The organism is Serinicoccus profundi (genome assembly GCF_008001015.1).
GTDB lineage: Bacteria > Actinomycetota > Actinomycetes > Actinomycetales > Dermatophilaceae > Ornithinicoccus > Ornithinicoccus profundi.
Window position 1 is genome coordinate 3,440,097 of the sequence record NZ_CP042862.1, and the last position, 20,261, is coordinate 3,460,357.

The following is a 20,261-nucleotide window of genomic DNA, read 5'->3' on the forward strand; positions in this document are numbered from 1 at the left end:
ACCTGGGGCCGCGATCGCCCGACGCTACGACCGGGTCTACGAGATCGCGACGTCGACGTCGCCGTCGGGGTCAGCGGGGCGCGTCGGCGAGCCGCTGCATGGCGGCGACGAAGGCCTGTGAGTGGACCGACCAGTCCAGCTCGCGCGCGGCCAGCGCGTGCCCCTGGCGTCCCAGGGCGGCCGCGGCAGCAGGGTCCTCGACCCACGACAGGAGCGTCGCCACGGTCTGCTCGACGTCGTGGAAGTCCACGACCACGCCGGCCCCGCTGCGCTCCACGAGGTCGACGGCCCGGGGCAGCGGCGTGGTGATGACCGGTATGCCGTGGGCGAGGTACTCCACGACCTTGGTCGGCATGCTGGGCCGGAAGTTGGCGACGTCGTGCAGCAGTGACAGCCCGGCCAGCGCGCCGTCCAGCCGCCCCAGCGCCTCATCGGCCGGTCGGAAGCCGAGCCACTCCAGGTGGCCGGCACGGTGTGCGGTCTCGAGCTGGGCGATGACGCTCGCCCCGTGCGCCGGGCCCATGACCTCCAGCACGGCCCGACCCCCGGAGCGCGCCTGCAGCTGCTCCCCGACCGCGACCAGCTCGGCGACGCCCCGCTCGCGGGCGAGACTGCCGAGGTAGACCACCCGGAGCCGGCCCTGCTCGTCCGGGGTGCCCGCCGGGGGCGGGTCCGGCGGCACCGGGGTGGTGTTGGGGACGACGAGGTGCTCCTGGGCGAACCGGTCGGCGTAGTCGTCGTCGGCCAGGATGAGCACCATCCGGCGCTCGGCGCTGCGCTCCAGCGCGGAGGCGACCGTGGCGAGCGGCCCGCGCAGACGGTCCGGCACCCAGGACCGCAGGGCGACCACGGCCCGGGTGTCCTCGTGCACGTCCCAGACCGTGACCGGCAGCGAGATCCCGAGGGTGGCCGGGATGAGCTCGGGGTCGTGCAGCAGGACGACGTCGTGCCGGGGCCCTCGCTCGCGCAGCACCCGACGGGCGTCGCGCTGGGCCAGGACCCGGCGCCTCCCGGTGGACCGGGTGAGGTCGACGGCGGTGAGCCCGGGCACCGTGGTCGGCGGGGCGACGCCGTGACCGCTGAAGGGCGCGGCGAAGGTGACCTGCCACCCGGCGGCGAGCAGACTGGCGATCTGACGGTGCCGGATCCGCGCGTCCTCCGGGTGGTGGACGACGGTGACGACGAGGATCCGGCGCGGGGTCACCAGTTGCCCTCCGGCTCCCACCGGCGCAGCAGCTCGCGGGCCGCCTCCGGGCCCTGCTCGCTCATCACCCGCTCGATCTCCTCGTAGCGTTCCTTCCACACCTGACGGTGCCGACCGTACTTGCGGCCGTAGAGCCCGTTGATGACCGAGGGCCGCCCGTCGCCGAGCAACCGGCCGTCGTCCATCCACAGCACCCGGGTGCACAGCTGGTTGATGCGCTTGCGGCTGTGGGCCACGAGGAAGACGGTGCCGGCCTGCTCGCGGATCTGCTCGATCCGCTCCGTCGCCCGCTCCCGGAAGTGCTCGTCACCGGTCGCGAGCGCCTCGTCGACGATGAGGATGTCCGGCACCCGGGCCGTCGAGATCGCGAACCGCAGCCGGGCCGCCATACCGCTGGAGTAGCTGTTCATCGGCAGGTCGATGAAGTCGCCGATGTCGGCGAACTCGATGATCTCGTCCATCTTGGCGCGCACCTCGGCGGGGGTGAGCCCGAGCGCCTGCGCCCCGATCCAGATGTTGTCGCGGCCGCTGAGCTTGCGCTGGAGCACGGCGTTGACCCCGAGCAGCGCCGCCTTGCCCCCGAGCCAGATGGTGCCGTTGGTCGGCGGCACCAGCCCCGCGACCGAGCGCAGCAGCGTCGACTTGCCCGAGCCGTTGCGGCCGATGATGCCGATCGACTCCCCGCGGTAGGCGACGAAGGAGACGTCCTTGACGGCGTGCACCTCCTGGACCCCCAGCCCCTGGGTGCCCCGGCTGAGCAGGCGCCGGACGGCGCCCTCCTCCTCGGTCTCCTCCGGCTTCTTAGGACTGCCGTAGATGCGGTAGCTGATGTCGACGTGCGAGACGACGACCGAGGGGATCCGGCCGTCCGCGTTCGGGACTCCCGGTCCGGTGACCGGAGCTCCCCGCTCAGGCGCGGCCATACGTGCCCTCCCCCCGCCAGAAGACGATGAACCCCGTCACGAAGAGCACGACGGCCCACGCGCTCGCGACCGCCCAGGTCTGCCACTGCAGCGCGAAGCCCTGCAGCAGCGTCTCCCGGACGAGCGTGAGGCTGACCGCCACGGGTTGGTACTCCAGCACCAGGCCCACCCAGCGCGGCGCCTGCTCGAGGTTGGCGAAGCGGACGTCGATCGCGAAGAAGACGCCCGAGACGTAGCGCAGCAGCCGGGTGATGAGCGGGACGATGTTGTTGAGGTCGCGCACGGCGTGCACCGCGCGCGCGACGAGCATGGAGATCCCCAGCCCCATGACGACGACGACGAGCAGCGCCACGGGGAAGAGCAGCCACTCCCAGGTGACCGGCTCCCCGGTGATGAGGGCGATGACGATGAGCACGAGGAAGGCGGGGATGTTGTTGACGAACTCGGAGATGACCACGACCACGGGCAGCAGTACCCGGGGGAAGGCCAACGAGCGCATCATCCCGACCTTGCCCATGAGGGCGCGCGCCCCCGAGGTGAGCGTCGCGGAGATGAAGGAGAAGGTGAAGAGCCCGACGGTGAGGAAGGCGACGAAGTTGTCGACGTCGCGGTCCAGGCCGAGCAGGACACCGAAGATGAGGTAGTAGGCGACGCCGAGCAGGATCGGGTTGATGACCGACCAGAGGATCCCGAGGTAGTTGTCGCGGTGCTGGCTGACGACCTCGCCCTTGGCGAGCGACCACATGAGGTGGCGGTAGCGCCAGATCTCACGCAGGTATGCCGGGAGGCTGGGTCGCGTCGCGACCTGCGTCATGCCGTACTGACGAGCGAGCTCCTGCGCCTGGGCGTGGGAGAGGGCCGTGGGCTGGTGGTGCGGCTCAGGCCCGAGGTCGGCGCTCACAGCCGGACGACCTTCTCCCCTCCGGTCGCCGTCCCGCGCGTGTCGAAGAAGGCCTGCGAGGCCTCGGCCAGCGCGTCCACGTCGTAGCCGCGGTGGTTCTGCACCAGGATCGTCAGGTCGGCCTCGCCGGCCGCCGCGGCGGCGTCGTCCACCCGCTGGGCCTCTGGCACCGCGCGCCACTCCTGCACGTGCGGGTCGTGGAAGCGCACCTGGGCGCCCTTGGCGGCCAGCTGACGCGCCAGCGGCACGGCCGGGCTCTCGCGCTGGTCGGCGATGTTGGGCTTGTAGGTCACGCCGAGCAGCAGCACGGTCGAGCCCTGCAGCGGCTTGCCCTCGGTGTTGAGGATGTCCTGCGCGCGCGAGACGACGTAGGCCGGCATACCGGCGTTGATCTCCTGGGCGAGCTCCACGAAGCGGAACGGGTAGCCCAGCCGCGCCCGCACGTTGTGCGAGAGGTAGTTGGGGTCGATCGGGATGCAGTGACCGCCGACGCCGGGGCCGGGGTAGAACGCCTGGAAGCCGAACGGCTTGGAGCTGGCGGCGTGGATGACGTCCCACAGGTCGATGCCCAGCTCGTGGCAGAAGCGCGTCATCTCGTTGACGAGCGCGATGTTGATGTGCCGGTAGGTGTTCTCCAGCAGCTTGGCCGTCTCGGCCTCCCGCGTGCCCTTGGTGCGCACCACGGTGTCGACGAAGGTGCCGTAGAAGGCGGCGGCCGCGTCGCTGCACGCGGGGGTGTGCCCGCCGACGACCTTCGGCGTGTTCTTGGCGCCGAAGGTCTCGTTGCCCGGGTCGATCCGCTCCGGGGAGAAGGCCAGGTGGAAGTCCTCACCGGCGACGAGACCGCCGGCCTCCAGGGCCGGGCGCACGACCTCGTCGGTCGTGCCGGGGTAGGTCGTGGACTCCAGGATGACGAGCATCCCCGGGCGCAGGTTGCGGGCCACCGCCGCGACGGCCGACTCCACGGCGCGCAGGTCCGGTCCGCCGTCGGCGGACAGCGGGGTCGGCACGCAGATCACCGCGGTCGCGGCCTCCGCGATGCGGGACTCGTCGGTCGTCGCCTCGAAGCCGCCCTCGCGCATCTGCGCGACATCGTCCCCGCTGAGGTCGTCGACGTGCGAGCGACCCGCGTTGAGGTCGTCCACGACACCTTGGTGGATGTCGAACCCGAGGACACGCATCCCCGCTCTGGTCGCCTCCTGCGCCAGGGGGAGACCTACATAACCCAGGCCGATGATGACAGCGTCGACAGCCACGGTGGCCAGACTCCTTCGCGACAAGAGGGGTGGGACGGGACGCCCACGGGCGCCTCACGAGCATAACGCGCTGTGCCATGATCGCCGGTATGTCGTCGGTGCTCCTGCTGTCCAGCAACGGCGCGGGGATGGGCCACCTGACGCGACTGCTCGCCTATGCCCGCCGGATGCCTCCGGACGTGCGGCGACACGTGGTCTCCCTGTCGCAGGCCGTTCCCGTCGTCGAGGCCGAGGGCCTGCCGTGGGAGTACCTCGCCTCGCAGGGCGCCTCCGGGCTGCGCCCGGCCGCCTGGCGCCGCCTCTTCGCCGAGCAGGTCGCCGAGATCCTGGACCGCGTCGACCCCGACGTGCTCGTCTTCGACGGCACCCACCCCTACTCCGGCCTCGACGAGGCCCTGGCGAGCCACCCCCGCACCCGCGCGGTCTGGTCGCGGCGCGGGATGTGGCGGGCCGGGCGCAACACCGACCAGCTCGCCAAGGCGGCGTGGTTCGACGCCGTCGTCGAGCCCGGCGACCTCTCGGCGGCCGCCGACCACGGCGCGACCGCGGGGGTCCCGGACGGTGAGGTGCTGCGGGTGCCGCCGGTCACCCTGCTCGACGCCGGGCAGGCGGTCGACCGGGCCACGGCCCGGGCCGCTCTCGGGCTCCCCGCCGAGGGCCCGCTCGCCCTCGTCTCCCTCGGGGCCGGCAACATCAACGACACCGACGACGAGGTCGGTGCCGCCGCGGCGGCCCTGACCGAGCGGGGGGTCGGGGTCTGCGTGACCGCCCCTGCGATCGCCGAGCGGGCGTATGCCGGTGACGTCCACCTCGTGCGCCACTTCCCGCTGTCCGAGCACTACCGCGCCTTCGACCTCGTCGTCGCGGCCGCCGGCTACAACTCCTTCCACGAGTCGCTGCGCCTGGGCGTCCCGACCCTGCTCGTGCCCAACCGGCATACCTCGTTGGACGACCAGGAGGCCCGGGCCGCGGAGGCCGCACGGCGGGGCTGGGCGCTCAGCGCGCCCACGCTCACCGGCGGCGCGGCCGGGCCGCTCGTCGAGGAGCTGCTGGCGCGGGGCGGGGAGCTCGCGGCCGCGGCGCGGGCGGCCGACCCCGGCAACGGCGCCCAGCAGGCCGCCGACCACATCCTCGCCGTGGGGGGTGCGGCATGACCCCCAGCCCGGAGCAGCGGCGCCGCCAGCAGACGGTCGCCCGGTGGGTCAAGCGGGCCCCGGGCTACCGGCTGGCGCTGGAGGAGGTGCTGCCGCGGGTGCGGCGCAACGCGACCCTCTCCGACTTCGCCTGGCGGGTCTTCGCCCCCCGTCACGGCGCCGGCCAGGTCGACGTCCCGCTGCGCTCCGGCCGGGCGGTCACCGGGCCCGACGTCTCCCGGCTACCGGTCGTGGGGGTCCTCGCGACCGGGCTCGACCAGGCCGCGGCCGAGCGTCTCGTCGAGGACGTGTGCGTGCTGCAGGCGGACCTGCGCTCCTTCCGCCCGCTCTTCGTCCTGGACCGCCCGGTCTTCGCCGTCACCCGGCGCCACGACGTCGCCCTCGAGCTGCTGGTGCCGGAGACGGTCGTCGCGCGGGGCACCCACGGCGACCCCGGCGGCTGGGACGACTACGTCGCACGCCGGGTCGCCGGCCTCATCGACCACTACCAGCTGTGGCACCTCCTGCGCGCCGGCCCCGACGGGCTCGACGCCGCCGACGTGCGGCTCCTGCGCGCGGTGGGCGAGCGGCTCCCGGAGGAGCTGGACGTCCGCCCGGCCGAGCCCGTCCCGACCCTCCCCCCCGATCTCCCCGCGAAGGACCGCCCGTGAGCCCCCGCCCCCTCGTCGTCCACGTCACCGGCGCCCGCCCCAACTTCCCCAAGGCCGCGCCGGTGATCGAGGCCCTGCGCGAGCACGAGGTGGAGCAGCTGCTCGTCCACACCGGGCAGCACTACGACGACCGCATGAGCCAGGTCTTCTTCACCGAGCTCGGGCTGCCCCGCCCCGACGTCGACCTCGGCATCGGGTCCGGCACGCACGCCACCCAGACGGCGGCCGCCATGATCGGCCTGGAGGAGGTCCTCACGCAGCGGCGCCCTGCCCTCGTCGTGGTCTACGGCGACGTCAACTCCACCGTCGCCGCCACCCTGGTCGCGAGCAAGCTGCACCTCCCGGTCGCCCACGTCGAGGCCGGGCTCCGCTCCTTCGACCGGAGCATGCCGGAGGAGATCAACCGGATGGTCACCGACCGCATCAGCGACGTGCTGCTGGCGACGTGCGCCGACGCGGTGGACAACCTGCTCGCCGAGGGTGTCGACCCGGCCGCCGTCCACCTCGTGGGCAACCCGATGATCGACACCCTGCTGCGCCACCGCACCCGCCTGGACCAGGGACGGGCGCGGTCCGAGGCCGGGCTGGGGGACGACGACCCCTACGTCCTGGCGACCCTGCACCGCCCCGGCAACGTCGACGACCGGGAGCACGCGCGCAGCGCGGTGGCCACGCTGCACCGGGTCGCCGAGCACTGCCCCGTCGTGCTGCCCCTGCACCCGCGCAGCCGGCCGCGGCTCATCGACGTCGGGCTGCTGGAGCACCCGCAGGTGCGGGCCGTCGACCCGCTGGGCTACCTCGACTTCCTGTCCCTGGTGGAGGGGTCCTCGGTCGTGGTGACCGACTCCGGCGGGGTGCAGGAGGAGACGACCGTGCTGGGGGTCCCCTGCCTCACCCTGCGCCCCAACACCGAGCGGCCGGTGACCATCAGCCACGGCACCAATGCCCTCACCACCCACGCCGACCTCCCCGACGCGGTCGCCACCCGGCTGCGGGCGGGGCGACCCGCCCCGGGCAGCACCCCGGTGCCGCCGCTGTGGGACGGCCGCTCCGGGCCGCGCATCGCCCGGGTGCTCGCCGGGACGCTCGGGGTGGCCTGAGGTGGTGAGCCCCGACCCCGGCCAGCGGTCGGCGCGCGACCTCGTCATCTCCTACTGCTTCCCGCCCTACGTCGACACCTCGGCGATCGTCGCCGCCAAGCGGGTGCGCGAGATGGGACGTCCGGTCGATGTGCTGCAGAACCGCATGCGCACCGAGCGCTCGACCGACCGAGGCCTGGCCACCATCGCCGACCACCTCGTCGTGCGCCGCCAGCAGCTGCCCAGCCCCACCCTCTTCTCCTCCTGGCGCGGCATCACCGGCTTCACCCAGCGCGGGCTGCAGCGTGCCCTGGAGTGGGACCGTGACTCCGAGGGCTACGCCCGGATGTACAGCCGGGCCCACTTCACGGCCAGCCACGTCCTCGCGGCCCGCGTGGCGATGCGCCGACCCGGGCTGGAGTGGACGGCGGAGTTCTCCGACCCCCTGTCGCGTGACGTCACCGGGGCGGTCCGGCACGCCCCGACCCGCGACGACGACCTGCTCGGGGCCCTCGGCGAGGGCATCCGGGCGGCGGGCTTCGCCCCGCCGACGAGCGGCAACTCCTTCGAGTGGGCCGAGCACCTCGCCTTCGCCCTGGCCGACACCGTCGTCTTCACCAACGAGCACCAGCGCGACCTCATGCTCGAGCCGGTGACCGACCCCGAGCTGGTCTCGCGGGTCCTGGAGCGCAGCCGGGTCTCGCCGCACCCGACCCTGCCGGAGTCCTTCTACACGATGGCCGATCCGGACCACCCGCTCCCCGAGGACCGCCGCAACATCGGCTACTTCGGCAACTTCTACGCGACCCGGGGGATCGGGAGCGTCCTGGCGGCCCTGGAGGCGCTGCCGCGTCGACTCCGCGACGAGGTATGCCTGCACGTCTTCGCCGGGCGCCCCGAGCAGGTCGACGCGGAGGTGCGCCGGCGCGGGCTCGAGGACTGCGTGCGCAGCGGCCCCTTCCTCGGCTACCTCGAGTTCCTCGCCCTGTGCCGGCGGATGGACGTCCTGCTCGTCAGCGACGCGGTCACCCAGGGGCTGCTGGCCACCAACCCGTTCCTGCCGAGCAAGTGGAGCGACTACCGCGGCAGCGGCACGCCGGTCTGGGGCATGGTCGAGCCCGGCTCGGTCCTGGACTCCCAGCCGCTGCACCACCGCTCCCCGGTGGACCACGCCTCGGCGGCCGTGCAGGTGCTCGCGCAGATCGCCCGCGGCTGACGCCGCGGCATACCCTCACCGGAGGGCGTCGGTGCCGACCGCGCCGGGCGGACGCCCCTGGTCCCCGAGGATGATGCGGGCCAGCTCGTGCCGGGCCTCGCCGGAGGAGAACCGCTGCTCGACCACGGCCCGGGCCTGCGCGGAGGCCTCCGACCAGGCCGGCTCCTGCGCCAGCGTCGTGATCCGCCGCGCCGCCTCGGCGACCGAGCCCACCACCCAGTCGTCGGGGAAGAGGCTTCGGGCACCGTCGAGCGGGGCGAAGATCGGCCAGTCGCGCACCACGGGCACCGCCCCGGAGGCGGCGCCCTCGACGAGGGCGAGCCCGAAGGACTCGCGGCGGCTCGTCGAGAGGACGAAGCCCGCGGACGCGAGGTGCGGACCCAGGTCGCGGGTGTAGCCCACGAAGGTGACCCCGCCACGGACGTCGTCGGCGGCCAGGCGTTCGCGCACCTGGCGGGCATAGGCCCGTTGCGAGGCGATCGAGCCCTCGGGGAAGTCGCCGCCGACGAGGACCAGGCTCCAGTCCGGGTCCTCCCGCCGCAGCAGCGCGAGCACCTCCAGCGCCCACAGGGGGTCCTTGACCCGCTGCGCCCACCCGACCATGAGCAGGCGACGCCGGTGGCCCTCGGTCTTGTCCACCGGGATGCGGCGAGGGTCCAGCACGTTGCCCACGACGTGGACCTCGGTCGCGTCGAGCCGCTCGCCGAGGAGGGTGAGCACGGCCCGGCGCAGGTGCTCGCTCACGACGACGAGGGCGTCCACGCGGGTCCAGTCGAGCAGGTGGATCCACGGCGAGAGCGCGTCCATGCTGTGGATCCGCAGCGTGATCCGCACGTGCGCCGGGGCGCTCATGACCGCCGCCACCGACCCCCGGTCGGCCCAGTCGACGAAGAGGGCGTCCGCCCGCTCCAGCTCCTCGAGCAGCTCGTAGTCGGGCACCCACGACTCGCCGAGGGCCTGTCGCAGCCGGGCCGCGACGAGCTCCCGTCGGGGGCCCAGTCCCCGCAGCTGGTCCTTGGCCCGGAGGTCGGCCACGTGCACGTCGGCCCGGACGCCCAGCTCCTCCACCACCGGCGCCGCGAACTGCGGGTAGGAGCCCGGCGCCACGACGACCCGTGGCGCCCGCGCGGTGCCGCGCGCGGCGGCGACGCGAGGGTGGGGCGGGGTGCGGGGCACCGGCGCGGCGAGCAGCCGACCGACCCTGGAGGTGCGCCAGTCGGCGAGGAAGGCGTCCGGGTCGGCCACGAGCGGCGAGCTCGTGCCGTCGGCGTGCAGCTCGCGGTGGAAGAGCAGCTGCAGGGCCAGCGTCGTGCAGCGGACCGCCAGGTCGAGGTCGTCGTCGAGGACGGCGTCCGCGCGGGCCAGCAGCCCGCGCACGCTCGCGAGGAGCTCGAGCTCGGGCTCGTGCCCGGGCGGCTCCTCGCCCGTCCGCGAGAGCTCGGTGAGCGCGCGCAGCGCACGGTGCACCGGCGCGTCCTCGCCCCGCTCGGGGTCGAGGCGCCCGGCGATCTCGGCGGCCAGGGCATACTCCCCCGTCGCGTGCAGCGCCTCGACGAGCGGCACGAGCAGGCGCTGACGTCGGGCCGGTATGCGGGTCCTCCCGTCGGCCGCGGGGAGCGCAGCGAGCACCTCTCGCGCGAGGTCGGCGTCGAGACGGGCGCCCCCGGCACGGGAGCTGCGCCGCAGCGTCGTCCAGATCGCGCTGTCACCCTGCTCGGTCTCACGCACGACCTTCGGCAGTGCGAGCACCGGGACGGAGGAGGCCCCGGGCCGCGCGAAGAGGGTCTGCGCCGTGGCGCCGACGGGCAGGACGGCGTCCGCCTGCTCCAGGGTCCGTCGGGCACGGGGGTCGGCAGCCAGCCCACGGGCCAGCGGGCCGCGGTCGAGGCGCCAGGCCAGGGGTGCCGGCCGGAGCACGCGGCGCGCCAGCTCCCGCGGGGTCCTGACCGGCCTCGGACGCACCGGGACCCGGCCGCGGAAGGACCTCAGGGTGGGGCCGGGCTCCCCCACGCTCCACAGGAGCACCACCTGGTGTCCCTCGTCGGTGAGCCGCCGCAGGCGCGCGGCGACCACCTCGAGCTCGTGGGCGTCGTGCGCCGCCGCCACGATCCGCTGCCGGGGCGGCAGCGCGAGCACGTCGGTCCCGGCGGTGGGGGGGACAGCACGCTCGGACACGTGCCGACCCTACGCGAGCGGCGGGGCCGGGGCGTGGCTCAGCCCCGGATGAAGGCCTCGACCTCGGCCCGCCCCTGATCGTCGGGCATCTGCACGGGCGGGCTCTTCATGAGGTAGGCGCTGGCGCCGACGACCGGGCCACCCTGGCCGCGGTCCTTGGCGATCTTGGCGGCCCGGATGGCGTCGATGATGATGCCTGCCGAGTTGGGGCTGTCCCAGACCTCGAGCTTGTACTCCAGGTTGAGCGGCACGTCGCCGAAGGCCCGTCCCTCGAGCCGGACGTAGGCCCACTTGCGGTCGTCGAGCCACTGCACGTAGTCGGAGGGGCCGATGTGCACGTCCCGCTCGGCCATGGTCCGCGACATGTTGGAGGTGACGGCCTGCGTCTTGGAGACCTTCTTGCTCTCCAGACGCTCGCGCTCGAGCATGTTCTTGAAGTCCATGTTGCCGCCGACGTTGAGCTGGAAGGTCCGGTCGAGGGCGACCCCGCGCTCCTCGAAGAGCCGGGCGAGCACGCGGTGGGTGATGGTGGCCCCGACCTGGCTCTTGATGTCGTCGCCGACGATCGGCACCCCCGCGGCCTCGAACTTCGCGGCCCACTCGGGGTCGCTGGCGATGAAGACCGGCAGCGCGTTGACGAAGGCGACGCCGGCGTCGAGGGCGCACTGGGCGTAGAACTTGTCGGCCTCCTCGCTGCCGACGGGGAGGTAGGACACGAGGACGTCGGCCCGGGCGTCCTTGAGGGCCTGCACCACGTCGACCGGCTCGGCCAAGGACTCCTCGACGGTGAGCGCGTAGTACTTGCCCAGGCCGTCGAGGGTCGGCCCGCGCTGCACGCTGACGCCGGTGTCCGGCACCTGCGCGAAGGAGATGGTGTTGTTCTCCCCGGCCTGGATCGCCTTGGCGAGGTCCTGGCCGACCTTCGCGGCGTCGACGTCGAAGGCGGCCACGAACTCCAGGTCGCCCACGTGGTAGTCCCCGAAGCTGACGTGCATCAGCCCCGGCACCGACGCGGACGGATCCGCGTCGCGGTAGTACTCCACACCCTGGACGAGCGAGCTGGCGCAGTTGCCCACACCGACGATCGCGACCCTGACCGATGACATCGATACTCCTTGCTGACATGCCACGAGCGGCCCACCTGGGCCGCCCCTCTCGCCCACGAGCAACGCCGCCGAACGCGGGCGCATTCCGGGGACCCCCAGGAGAGGTGGGCACAATGGTGGCGTGAGCCGCTCCCGCACCGCCCCCGCGTCCCGCCGTCCGGCTGCCCGCACGAAGGGGCGGGCGCGCCGCGGCGGTCGGGTCCGCCGCGTCCTGCTCTGGCTGACCGGGCTCGGGCTGCTGGCTGTCCTGCTGGCCGTCGGGGTCTTCGCCTGGGCCTACAACCGCACCGACATCCCGGCCCCCAACGACTTCGCCGAGGCGCAGAGCTCGATCCTCTACTACGCCGACGGCGAGACCGAGCTGGCGCGCTTCACCGGGGGCTACGACCGCGAGGCGGTGCCGCTCGGCGAGGTCCCCGAGCACGTCCGGGAGGCCATGCTCGCGGCCGAGGACCGGTCGTTCTACGAGAACGAGGGCGTCTCCATCACCGGGACGGCCCGCGGCGCCTACCGCACCCTCGCCGGCGACGGCCTCCAGGGCGGGTCCACCATCACCCAGCAGTACGTCAAGAACTACTACCTCACGGCCGACCAGACGCTGCAGCGCAAGTTCACCGAGATCATCATCTCGATCAAGATCGACAACGAGCTCTCCAAGGACCAGATCCTGGAGAACTACCTCAACACCATCTACTTCGGCCGCGGTGCCTACGGCATCCAGACCGCCAGCCAGGCCTACTTCGACAAGGACGTCTCCGAGCTGTCGGTCGAGGAGGGCGCCTTCCTCGCCGGGGTGACCAACGCCCCCTCCCTGTTCGACCCCGACTACGCCGAGGGCAACGAGGAGCGGGCCACCGAGCGCGTCGCCTACGTGCTCGACGGCATGGTGGAGGAGGGCTGGCTCGAGGCCGGCGAGCGGGAGGGGCTCGGCCTGCCCGAGATCCAGCAGACGGCTCCCTCCACCGCCGCGCGGGGCGTCGAGGGCTACATCGCCGAGCAGGCCCGCGAGGAGATCAAGAGCCTTCTCGGGGTCGAGGACGCCGAGATCGACGGCGGCGGCCTGCGGATCACGACGACGATCGTCCAGCAGCACCAGCAGGCGGCCGAGGAGGCCGTGGAGCTCTACCGGCCCACGGGCGGCGGCACGGACGACATCACGGTCGCCCTCAGCGCGATCCGCCCGGGCGACGGCGCGATCACCGCGATGTACGGCGGCGACGACTACCAGGAGACCCAGCTCAACGCCGCGACCGATGCCCGCGTCCAGGCCGGCTCCCTCTTCAAGCCGGTGACGCTGCTCGCCGCCGTCGAGGAGGGCGTCGACACCCTCCAGACCTACGAGGGTCCGACCCCGATGACCTTCGGGGAGGACGCCTTGGAGGTCAACAACTTCCAGGACCTCGCGTTCGGCGTCATCGACCTGCGAACCGCGCTCGCGGAATCGGTCAACACCGTCTACGTCCAGCTCAACGAGGACATCGGCCCCGACCGCACCCGCGAGGCCGCGATCGACCTCGGCCTGCCTGAGGACACCCCGGGCCTGGACACCGACCTCACCAACGTCCTCGGCACGGCCTCGCCCACGCTGGTCGAGATGACCAATGCGTACGCCACCCTCGCCGCCGACGGTGAGCGGGCCACGCCCTACCTCATCGCCCGCGTGGAGACGGTCTCCGGGGAGGTGACCCACGAGGCGGACCCGCAGACCGAGAACGGCGTCGAGCGGGACGCCGCGGTGGACGTCACCGACGCCATGACCTACGTCATGACGCAGGGGTCGGGGATGTCGGCGGGTGACCTCGGCCGCCCGACCGCCGGCAAGTCCGGCACGAGCGAGAACAACGTCTCGGCGTGGTTCGACGGCTTCACCCCGCAGCTCGCCGCAGGCGTCGTGATTTACAAGGGCGACGGGACCGTGCCGATGCAGGACGTCGCCGGCCTCGACCAGATCACCGGCGGATCCTTCCCGGCCCAGGTCTGGGGCGAGTTCATGCGCCTGGCGCTGGACGGCGAGGAGGTGCTCGAGTTCTCCCCGCGGGTGGGCGCCGGTGGACCGACCGACGACACGCCGACCACCCAGGAGCCGGCCCCGGCACCGACGACCACCGAGGAGCCCTCGCCGACCCCGACCCCGACGCCGGAGCCGACCGAGGAGCCGACCGAGACGACGAGCGAGGAGCCGACGGAGACCACCACCGAGGAGCCGGCGCCCACCACGCCCGAACCCACCACCCCGGAGCCCACGACGCCGGTCCCGACGGTGCCCGAGCCGACCACGCCCGTCCCGACCATCCCCGAGCCCACCGCCCCGGAGCCGACCCAGCCCGGCCCGCCGGGTGACGGCACGGAGCCCGAGCCGACCGGGTGAGCACACCGCCGGACCCGCGCACCGAGGAGGGGCAGGACCGACCCTGGCAGGTGCCCTCCTGGGTCGACCCGGTCGTCGCGCAGGCCACCGGCATCGTCGGTGGACCGCTGGGGCGGTATGCCGTCGTCGGCGGTCGTGGCCTCGCCGGCGTCGCCGCCGCGGTCGTCCTGCTCGGTGCCCTGATGCTCGGCCTGGGGGTCTGGCAGAAGGGGCACTGCCTCATGAAGGGGTGGAGCACGCCCGACCAGTTCTGGCGGTCGTGCTACTCCGACGTCGCCGTGGTGCACGCGAGCTCCCCGTTGGCCGAGCGGGCCCTGCCCTGGGTCGGCGAGGGCGCCGCGACCGGCACCGCACCACTGTCCGGGGTCGCCATGTGGCTGCTGGCCGTGGTCTCCCCGCGCGCCGGGGGCGGCCTGGCCTCCCAGCAGTGGGTCCTCGCGCTCTGGGCCCTCGTGGCGATGGTCCTGCTCGCGGTGGCCGTCGTGGCGCTGGTGGCCCTCTGCCCCACCCGACCGTGGCGGGCGGCGCATCTCGCGGCGAGCCCGGTGCTCGCCCTCCTCGCCCTGGTCTCCACCGACCTGCTCGGCGTCACCCTCATGGTCCTCGGGCTCTGGGCCTGGCGGCGGGACCGGCCGTGGGTCGCCGGCCTGCTGCTGGGGCTCGCGCTGCTCGTCCGGCCCTTCCCCCTGCTCGTCCTCGCCGCGATCGTCATGCTCGCCGCGCGGCGAGGTCGTCTCCTGCCGGCCCTGCAGGCGGTGGTGGGCACCGTCCTCGGCGCCCTGCTCGTCCTGCTCCCGCTCGTGTCGGTGCAGCCCGAGGCGCTCACGGCCGCCCAGCAGTGGTGGGGCCAGCCGGCCGGTTATGGCGCACTGCAGATGGTGCCGCGCCTGCTCGGTCTCTCCGTGCCGACCGGCCTGACGACCGCGGTGGCGGTGGGCGGCTGGCCGCTCGCGCTCATGCTGGGGTGGCGCTGGACGGCCCCCGACCGGCCCGGTGGGGCGCCGGGCGTGGAGCAGGTGGCCGCGCTCATGCTGCTCGTCGTGGCGCTCACCGCGACCTCGCTCTCGGTGCAGTCCGGCCTGTGGGTGCTGCCCTTCCTCGCCCTGTCCTCGGTCCCGTGGTCCCGACACCTCGTCTGGGCCCTGGTCGAGGCGCTGACCTTCGTCACGACCTGGCTGCACATCGCCTACGCCAGCGACCCCGGCCGGGGACTGCCCCCCGACGCGTATGCCGTCGTGGTGGTGCTGCGCGCCGCCGCGTGGACGTGGCTCCTGTGGGAGGTCGCCCGGGCCCCCCATCGCCCGGCTCACCGTCCGGCGCCGACCTCCACGCCGGTCCGCACCGTCTCACCGAGCTGATCGGCGAGCACGACCGGGGCCACCTGCTCCTCCACGAGGTCGCGCAGCGACCGCACATAGGTCGCCGACAGGTGGTTGCTGTCCCGCCAGACCACGACCTGGCCCACGATGGGGCTGCACGTGCGCCCGGGGCAGACCGCCTCGGTGAGGTCGAGCACCGGCAGGTCGGGGCGCTCCTGCGCGAGGAGCTCGTGGCCGGTGCCGGAGGCAGCCAGCCCGTCCTGCCGGTCGAAGGCGCACCGCGGGACGTCGTCCTCGTGCTCGATGAGGCAGGCCGGCACGTCGAAGGGTGCCCGCGGCACGTCCCGGATGAGCGCGGCCTGCATACCTTCCTCGGTCAGCCAGTCGATGCGCTCACCCAGTCCGGCCGCCACCTGCTCATCACCGGTCGTCCCGTAGGACGCGCTGGACAGGAGCACCACGTCGGGTGACTCCTCGACGAGCGTCCCGTCGAGGTTCTCCTGCCAGGTGGTGCACTGGCGGTAGTCCCCCGCCTGCCCGGACCGCTCCACGACCAGCCCGCGGGCCGGGGGGCAGGACGACTTGGTCATCGCGAGCACCCGCCAGCCACGGTCCCGGCCGATGGCGTCCAACGCCGTCATCCACATCCCGGCGTGGCTGTCCCCGACGAGCGCGACGGTGATCGCGCCCTCGGGGTCCCCCGCCTCGCAGATCCGCACGCGGGTGCCGCTGAGGCCGACGAAGCAGTCCTCCGGCTCCAGGACGGGGGTGTCGTCCGGCACCTGCTCCAGCGGGACGGCCAGCTCGCCGACCTCGGCCGGGATCCGCACCACCGGTGGCGGCTCGCCGAGGGCGTCCGAGGCCCCGCTCCCCGCCGTCGCCGCCTCGACCGGGTCGCTGGGGTCCGGGGACGTCGTCTGCGGCGCCGGGTCCTCCACCCCGACCGCGAGGGTGTCCGCCCCGACCGGTGACCGCAGCTGCTCGACGACCTCCGGGGTGCGCCAGCGAGCGGTCTGCTCGGTCTCCGACGGGGGTGCCGCGAGCATGAGGACCAGACCCAGAGCCGCCCCCGCCAGCGTGCAGTTGAGCCCGAGCCGCAGCGTGCGCCGGACGACGATGCCCGGGGAGAACTGCGCCGCGAGCACCCGCCCGTGCCGACGTACCGGGTCCTCGACCAGGACGAAGGAGAGCCACGCCGGGAGGACCGACAGCGCGACGGCGAGCAGCCCCCAGACGACCGGCAGGGTGTCGGGCCCGCCGCGGCCCACGCCGGCCAGCTCCGCGGCCACGGCCACGAACGGCCAGTGCCAGAGGTAGAGGCTGTAGGACAGCCGCCCCACCCACTGCAGGATGCCCTGGCGCAGCACGACGACCGGACCCAGCGCGCCGGCCGCCGGTCCCGCCACCAGCACCAGCGCGACCCCGGTGGTCGGCAGCAGCGCCCACAGCCCGGGGAACACCGTCTCCGAGGTGATGCGGAACAGCGAGACCACGACCATCGCGACGCCCACCCAGCCGAGCAGTGCCGCCGCCCAGCGCGGCAGCCGCGGCCAGGCCCGGGCGCCCAGCGCCACGACCGCGCCGAGCATGAGCTCGTGGACCCGCGTCGGGGTGACGAAGTAGGCGGCCGGCTCCTCCAGGCTCCAGCGCCAGGACAGCACCAGCGACCCGGCGAACATCGCCAGGGTGACCGCCCAGGTCAGGACTCCGAAGACCCGGGCCCGGCCCGCGGCATACACGAGGATGAGGAGCAGGATGAGCGGCCAGAGGACGTAGAACTGCTCCTCCACGGACAACGACCAGTAGTGCTGCAACGGGCTCGGCGCCCGCTCGACGTCGAGGTAGTCCACCGAGCGCCAGGCCATCCGCCAGTTGACGACGTAGGTCGCCGACGCGAGCAGGTCGCCGCCGACCTCGGCCCAGCGACCGCGCGGCAGGAAGAGTGCGGTGAGCAGCGTGGTCCCGGCGAGAGCGGTGAGCGCGGCCGGGAGCAGCCGGCGCGCCCGACGCGCGTAGAAGCGGCCGAGGTCGATGCGTCCGCGCGAGCGTCCCTCCTCCAGGAGCAGGGACGTCATGAGGAAGCCGCTCACGACGAAGAAGACGTCGACGCCGACGAAGCCGCCGGGCAGCAGCGGGACCCCGGCGTGCCAGAGCATGACGCCCAGCACCGCGATCGCCCGCATCCCCTCGATGTCGCTGCGGAAGTCGCGGGGGACCGGCGGCACCCGCAGCGCGTGCCGGGCCGCGTGCAGCGCCCGGGCCCGGCGGCGCGTGAGCGGCTGGTCGGGTGCGGTGGTGGCGCTCACGCGGCGCCCACCGGCTCGGGTGCGGGGTGCTCGCGCATCCAGATCCGGTGCGCCCCCTCGATGCGGACCGCGAGGGCCAGGGCTGCTGCGGCGACGACGAGCCAGGTCAGACCGCGCTCGCCCTGCGGCTCGGTCGGCACCCGCGCCGTCTCGCTCAGCCGGGTTCCGTCGTCGCGCTCCTGCACGACCAGCGCGGCGGCGGTGTCGGCGGCGACCGCGGCCAGGCGCGGGTCCGGGGCCTGTGCCTCGAGGTGGACCTGCGGGTCACGGGTGTCGTGGCGGACCTGGAGGCCGACGCTGCCCACGAGCTCGGGGTCCAGCTCGATCGCCCGCTCCGTCGCGGACCGCAGCGCCGGGTCGGTGAGCCGCACCGAGACCTGGTCGGCCGCGCGCTCGGTCGTCGCGGTGAGCGTGGCCGTGGCGAGGTAGGTCCGGGGGCGGGACAGCTCCAGGGCGCCCAGGCCGAGCACGACGAGGAGCACGAGGGTGATCCACGGCACGCCGGCGAGGACGTGGGTCCAGTGGCGCGGTGCGCTCTCGCTGTGGCGGGCCCGGCTGTGCCTACCCACCGGGCGTCTCCTGCTCCGCCCACCACCTCAGCAGCTCTGCCCGGGCGCCCTGCTCCCCGAGGGGGCCCTGGTCGAGACGGACGGAGAGGAGGTGCTGGTAGGCACGACCGAGCTGCGGGCCAGGGGGTATGCCGAGGATCTCGCCGATCTGGTGACCGTCCAGCTCGGGCCGGATGGCGCCGAGCTCCTCCTCCTCGCGGAGCCGGTCGATGCGCTCCTCGAGGTGGTCGTAGCTGGCCGAGAGGCGGGCCGCCTTGCGGCGGTTGCGCGTGGTGCAGTCCGAGCGGGTGAGCTTGTGGAGCCGGCCCAGGAGCGGGCCGGCGTCGGTGACGTAGCGGCGCACGGCCGAGTCGCTCCACTCGCCGGAGCCGTAGCCGTGGAAGCGCAGGTGGAGCTCGACCAGGCGGGTCACCGACCGGATCGTCTCCTTGTCGAAGCGCAGGGCCCGCAGGCGGGCCCGGGTCATCTTGGCGCCCACGACCTCGTGGTGGTGGAAGCTCACCCCGCCGCCGGGCTCGAAGCGCCGGGTCGGGGGCTTGCCGATGTCGTGCAGGAGCGCGGCCAACCGCAGGACCAGGTCGGGGCCGGGCACGGTGTCCTGGCCCTGCGCGTCCGGCGCGTCCTCCAGGGCGATCGCCTGCTCCAGCACGATGAGGCTGTGCTCGTAGACGTCCTTGTGCCGGTGGTGCTCGTCGACCTCCAGCTGCAGGGCGGGGAGCTCGGGGAGCAGGTGGTCGGCCAGGCCGGTCGACACCAGGATCTCCAGGCCGGCCCGCGGGTCGGGGGCGAGCATGAGCTTGACGAGCTCGTCGCGGATCCGCTCGGCCGAGACGATGGCCAGGCGGTCGGCCATGTCCTTCATCGCCGCCACGACGTCCTCGTCGGGTGTGAAGCCGAGCTGCGCGGCGAACCGGGCGGCCCGCATCATCCGCAGCGGGTCGTCGCCGAAGGACACCTCGGGGGCGTGCGGGGTGCGGAGCCGCCGCGCCGCCAGGTCGGCCAGCCCGCCGTGCGGGTCGACGAAGGTCAGGTCCGGCAACCGCAGGGCCATCGCGTTGACCCCGAAGTCGCGCCGGACGAGGTCCTCCTCCAACGACTCCCCGAAGGCGACGACCGGCTTGCGGGTCTCCCCGTCGTAGGCATCGGCGCGGTAGGTCGTGATCTCGAGCGTCTGGTCGCCGCGGCGGGCGCCGATGGTGCCGAAGTCGCGACCGATGTCCCACGTGGCGTCGGCCCAGCCGTGGAGCACCTGCTCGATCTCGTCCGGGGAGGCCGAGGTGGTGAAGTCGAGGTCCACCGAGGGGCGCCCGAGGAAGGCGTCACGCACGGGGCCGCCGACGAGGGCCACCTCGTGCCCCGCGGCGGTGAACAGCTCACCCACCTGGGTGAGGAGGTCCAGGGCAGGGGTCAGCTGCCGCAGCGCGCGCAGCAGCAGCGCGCCGTCGGGCGTGATCTCGGTGGCGGACATCGAATCTAGGGTAATCGGCCCCGCGCCCGGGCGGGTCGCCGTTCCGGTCCGGCCACCGTCCCACTCGTTACAGTGGGTGGATGACCACCACGCCTCCGCGCCAGCAGCAGGGCGCGCGACGGCTGCCGTCGGTCAACGAGACCTCCGCGGGGGGCGTGGTCATCGACGTCTACGAGGGACGGGCCCGGATCGCGATCATCGCGCGCCGCAACCGCTCCGGTCGGGTGGAGTGGTGCCTGCCCAAGGGTCACGTCGAGCCCGGGGAGACGCTGGTGCAGACCGCCGAGCGGGAGGTGGCCGAGGAGACGGGCATCGAGGGGCGGGTCCTCATCACCCTGGGCACCATCGAGTACTGGTTCACCACCCCCTCGCACCGCATCCACAAGATGGTGCACCACTACCTCCTCGAGGCCACCGGCGGACGGCTCACCATCGACAACGACCCGGACCACGAGGCGATCGACGCCATCTGGGTGCCGCTCGAGGAGGTCCACCGCAAGCTCACCTTCCCCAACGAGCGGCGGATCGCCCGTGAGGCCTGGCTCCGACTCACCCGGAGCGCCTGAG

At 73.7% G+C, this 20,261-nt stretch carries 16 protein-coding genes; 7 read left to right on the top strand and 9 right to left on the bottom strand.

All coding sequences use genetic code 11. The annotated features are described in order from the left end of the window. Positions 1-70 precede the first annotated feature (70 nt). Genes FA582_RS17330 through FA582_RS16125 form a run of 4 tightly spaced genes read right to left on the bottom strand, consistent with a single transcriptional unit; the run spans position 71 to position 4,284 of the window. Positions 71-1,204: a glycosyltransferase gene (locus FA582_RS17330; protein ID WP_010147244.1), complete on the bottom strand. Its 1,134-nt coding sequence runs from the start codon at positions 1,202-1,204 to the stop codon at positions 71-73. Then, the gene (locus FA582_RS16115) at positions 1,201-2,127 is read right to left on the bottom strand and encodes an ABC transporter ATP-binding protein (RefSeq protein ID WP_010147245.1); all 927 of its coding nucleotides are present in this window, start codon (positions 2,125-2,127) and stop codon (positions 1,201-1,203) included. The genes FA582_RS17330 and FA582_RS16115 overlap by 4 nt, the downstream gene beginning before the upstream one ends. Next, a complete protein-coding gene (locus FA582_RS16120; RefSeq protein ID WP_010147246.1) occupies positions 2,114-3,028 on the bottom strand; it encodes an ABC transporter permease in 915 nt (304 codons plus the stop codon). The genes FA582_RS16115 and FA582_RS16120 overlap by 14 nt, the downstream gene beginning before the upstream one ends. Next, positions 3,025-4,284: a nucleotide sugar dehydrogenase gene (locus FA582_RS16125; protein ID WP_029540669.1), complete on the bottom strand. Its 1,260-nt coding sequence runs from the start codon at positions 4,282-4,284 to the stop codon at positions 3,025-3,027. Before FA582_RS16125 ends, FA582_RS16120 begins: the two co-directional genes overlap by 4 nt. An 89-nt stretch (positions 4,285-4,373) precedes the next feature. Between FA582_RS16125 and FA582_RS16130 the strand changes: the two genes are divergently transcribed. Genes FA582_RS16130 through FA582_RS16145 form a run of 4 tightly spaced genes read left to right on the top strand, consistent with a single transcriptional unit; the run spans position 4,374 to position 8,383 of the window. Continuing rightward, on the top strand, positions 4,374-5,438 hold the full coding sequence (locus FA582_RS16130) for a UDP-N-acetylglucosamine--LPS N-acetylglucosamine transferase (RefSeq protein WP_010147248.1): 1,065 nt from the start codon (positions 4,374-4,376) through the stop codon (positions 5,436-5,438). After that, complete coding sequence (locus FA582_RS16135; protein WP_010147250.1) at positions 5,435-6,088, top strand: hypothetical protein; 654 nt, start codon at positions 5,435-5,437, stop codon at positions 6,086-6,088. Before FA582_RS16130 ends, FA582_RS16135 begins: the two co-directional genes overlap by 4 nt. Next, complete coding sequence (wecB, locus tag FA582_RS16140; RefSeq protein WP_010147251.1) at positions 6,085-7,188, top strand: non-hydrolyzing UDP-N-acetylglucosamine 2-epimerase; 1,104 nt, start codon at positions 6,085-6,087, stop codon at positions 7,186-7,188. The genes FA582_RS16135 and wecB overlap by 4 nt, the downstream gene beginning before the upstream one ends. 4 nt (positions 7,189-7,192) lie before the next feature. Next, positions 7,193-8,383 carry a glycosyltransferase family protein gene (locus FA582_RS16145; protein WP_141567578.1) on the top strand — a complete coding sequence of 397 codons (1,191 nt, stop codon included), beginning with the start codon at positions 7,193-7,195 and terminating at the stop codon, positions 8,381-8,383. Between the two features lie 15 nt (positions 8,384-8,398). Here FA582_RS16145 and FA582_RS16150 read toward each other — a convergent pair whose 3' ends face one another. Next, positions 8,399-10,558: a glycosyltransferase family 4 protein gene (locus tag FA582_RS16150; protein WP_010147253.1), complete on the bottom strand. Its 2,160-nt coding sequence runs from the start codon at positions 10,556-10,558 to the stop codon at positions 8,399-8,401. A 38-nt stretch (positions 10,559-10,596) separates the two neighbouring features. Next, the gene (locus FA582_RS16155; RefSeq protein ID WP_010147254.1) at positions 10,597-11,664 is read right to left on the bottom strand and encodes an inositol-3-phosphate synthase; all 1,068 of its coding nucleotides are present in this window, start codon (positions 11,662-11,664) and stop codon (positions 10,597-10,599) included. A 121-nt stretch (positions 11,665-11,785) separates the two neighbouring features. Between FA582_RS16155 and FA582_RS16160 the strand changes: the two genes are divergently transcribed. Both FA582_RS16160 and FA582_RS16165 read left to right on the top strand, forming a co-directional pair. After that, a complete protein-coding gene (locus tag FA582_RS16160) occupies positions 11,786-14,032 on the top strand; it encodes a transglycosylase domain-containing protein (protein ID WP_010147255.1) in 2,247 nt (748 codons plus the stop codon). Beyond that, complete coding sequence (locus tag FA582_RS16165) at positions 14,029-15,390, top strand: glycosyltransferase 87 family protein (protein ID WP_010147256.1); 1,362 nt, start codon at positions 14,029-14,031, stop codon at positions 15,388-15,390. The genes FA582_RS16160 and FA582_RS16165 overlap by 4 nt, the downstream gene beginning before the upstream one ends. Here the strand turns inward: FA582_RS16165 and FA582_RS16170 are convergent. Genes FA582_RS16170 through FA582_RS16180 form a run of 3 tightly spaced genes read right to left on the bottom strand, consistent with a single transcriptional unit; the run spans position 15,339 to position 19,694 of the window. Further along, positions 15,339-17,657 carry an SGNH hydrolase domain-containing protein gene (locus tag FA582_RS16170; RefSeq protein ID WP_010147257.1) on the bottom strand — a complete coding sequence of 773 codons (2,319 nt, stop codon included), beginning with the start codon at positions 17,655-17,657 and terminating at the stop codon, positions 15,339-15,341. The genes FA582_RS16165 and FA582_RS16170 overlap by 52 nt on opposite strands. Next, entirely contained in the window at positions 17,654-18,226 is a 573-nt protein-coding gene (locus tag FA582_RS16175) for a hypothetical protein (RefSeq protein ID WP_010147258.1), read from the bottom strand. Before FA582_RS16175 ends, FA582_RS16170 begins: the two co-directional genes overlap by 4 nt. Further along, the gene (locus FA582_RS16180) at positions 18,219-19,694 is read right to left on the bottom strand and encodes a CCA tRNA nucleotidyltransferase (RefSeq protein ID WP_010147260.1); all 1,476 of its coding nucleotides are present in this window, start codon (positions 19,692-19,694) and stop codon (positions 18,219-18,221) included. The genes FA582_RS16175 and FA582_RS16180 overlap by 8 nt, the downstream gene beginning before the upstream one ends. An 80-nt stretch (positions 19,695-19,774) precedes the next feature. On the opposite strand from FA582_RS16180, the gene FA582_RS16185 reads away from it, so the two are divergent. After that, positions 19,775-20,260: an NUDIX hydrolase gene (locus FA582_RS16185; protein ID WP_010147261.1), complete on the top strand. Its 486-nt coding sequence runs from the start codon at positions 19,775-19,777 to the stop codon at positions 20,258-20,260. Position 20,261 lies beyond the last annotated feature (1 nt).

Excerpts from the sequence above, each read along its gene's own strand:
- FA582_RS16115 (WP_010147245.1), bottom strand. The coding sequence starts at position 2,127 with ATGGCCGCGCCTGAGCGGGGAGCTCCGGTCACCGGACCGGGAGTCCCG.
- FA582_RS16130 (WP_010147248.1), top strand. The coding sequence starts at position 4,374 with ATGTCGTCGGTGCTCCTGCTGTCCAGCAACGGCGCGGGGATGGGCCAC.
- FA582_RS16135 (WP_010147250.1), top strand. The coding sequence starts at position 5,435 with ATGACCCCCAGCCCGGAGCAGCGGCGCCGCCAGCAGACGGTCGCCCGG.
- FA582_RS16155 (WP_010147254.1), bottom strand. The coding sequence starts at position 11,664 with ATGTCATCGGTCAGGGTCGCGATCGTCGGTGTGGGCAACTGCGCCAGC.
- FA582_RS16180 (WP_010147260.1), bottom strand. The coding sequence starts at position 19,694 with ATGTCCGCCACCGAGATCACGCCCGACGGCGCGCTGCTGCTGCGCGCG.
- FA582_RS16185 (WP_010147261.1), top strand. The coding sequence starts at position 19,775 with ATGACCACCACGCCTCCGCGCCAGCAGCAGGGCGCGCGACGGCTGCCG.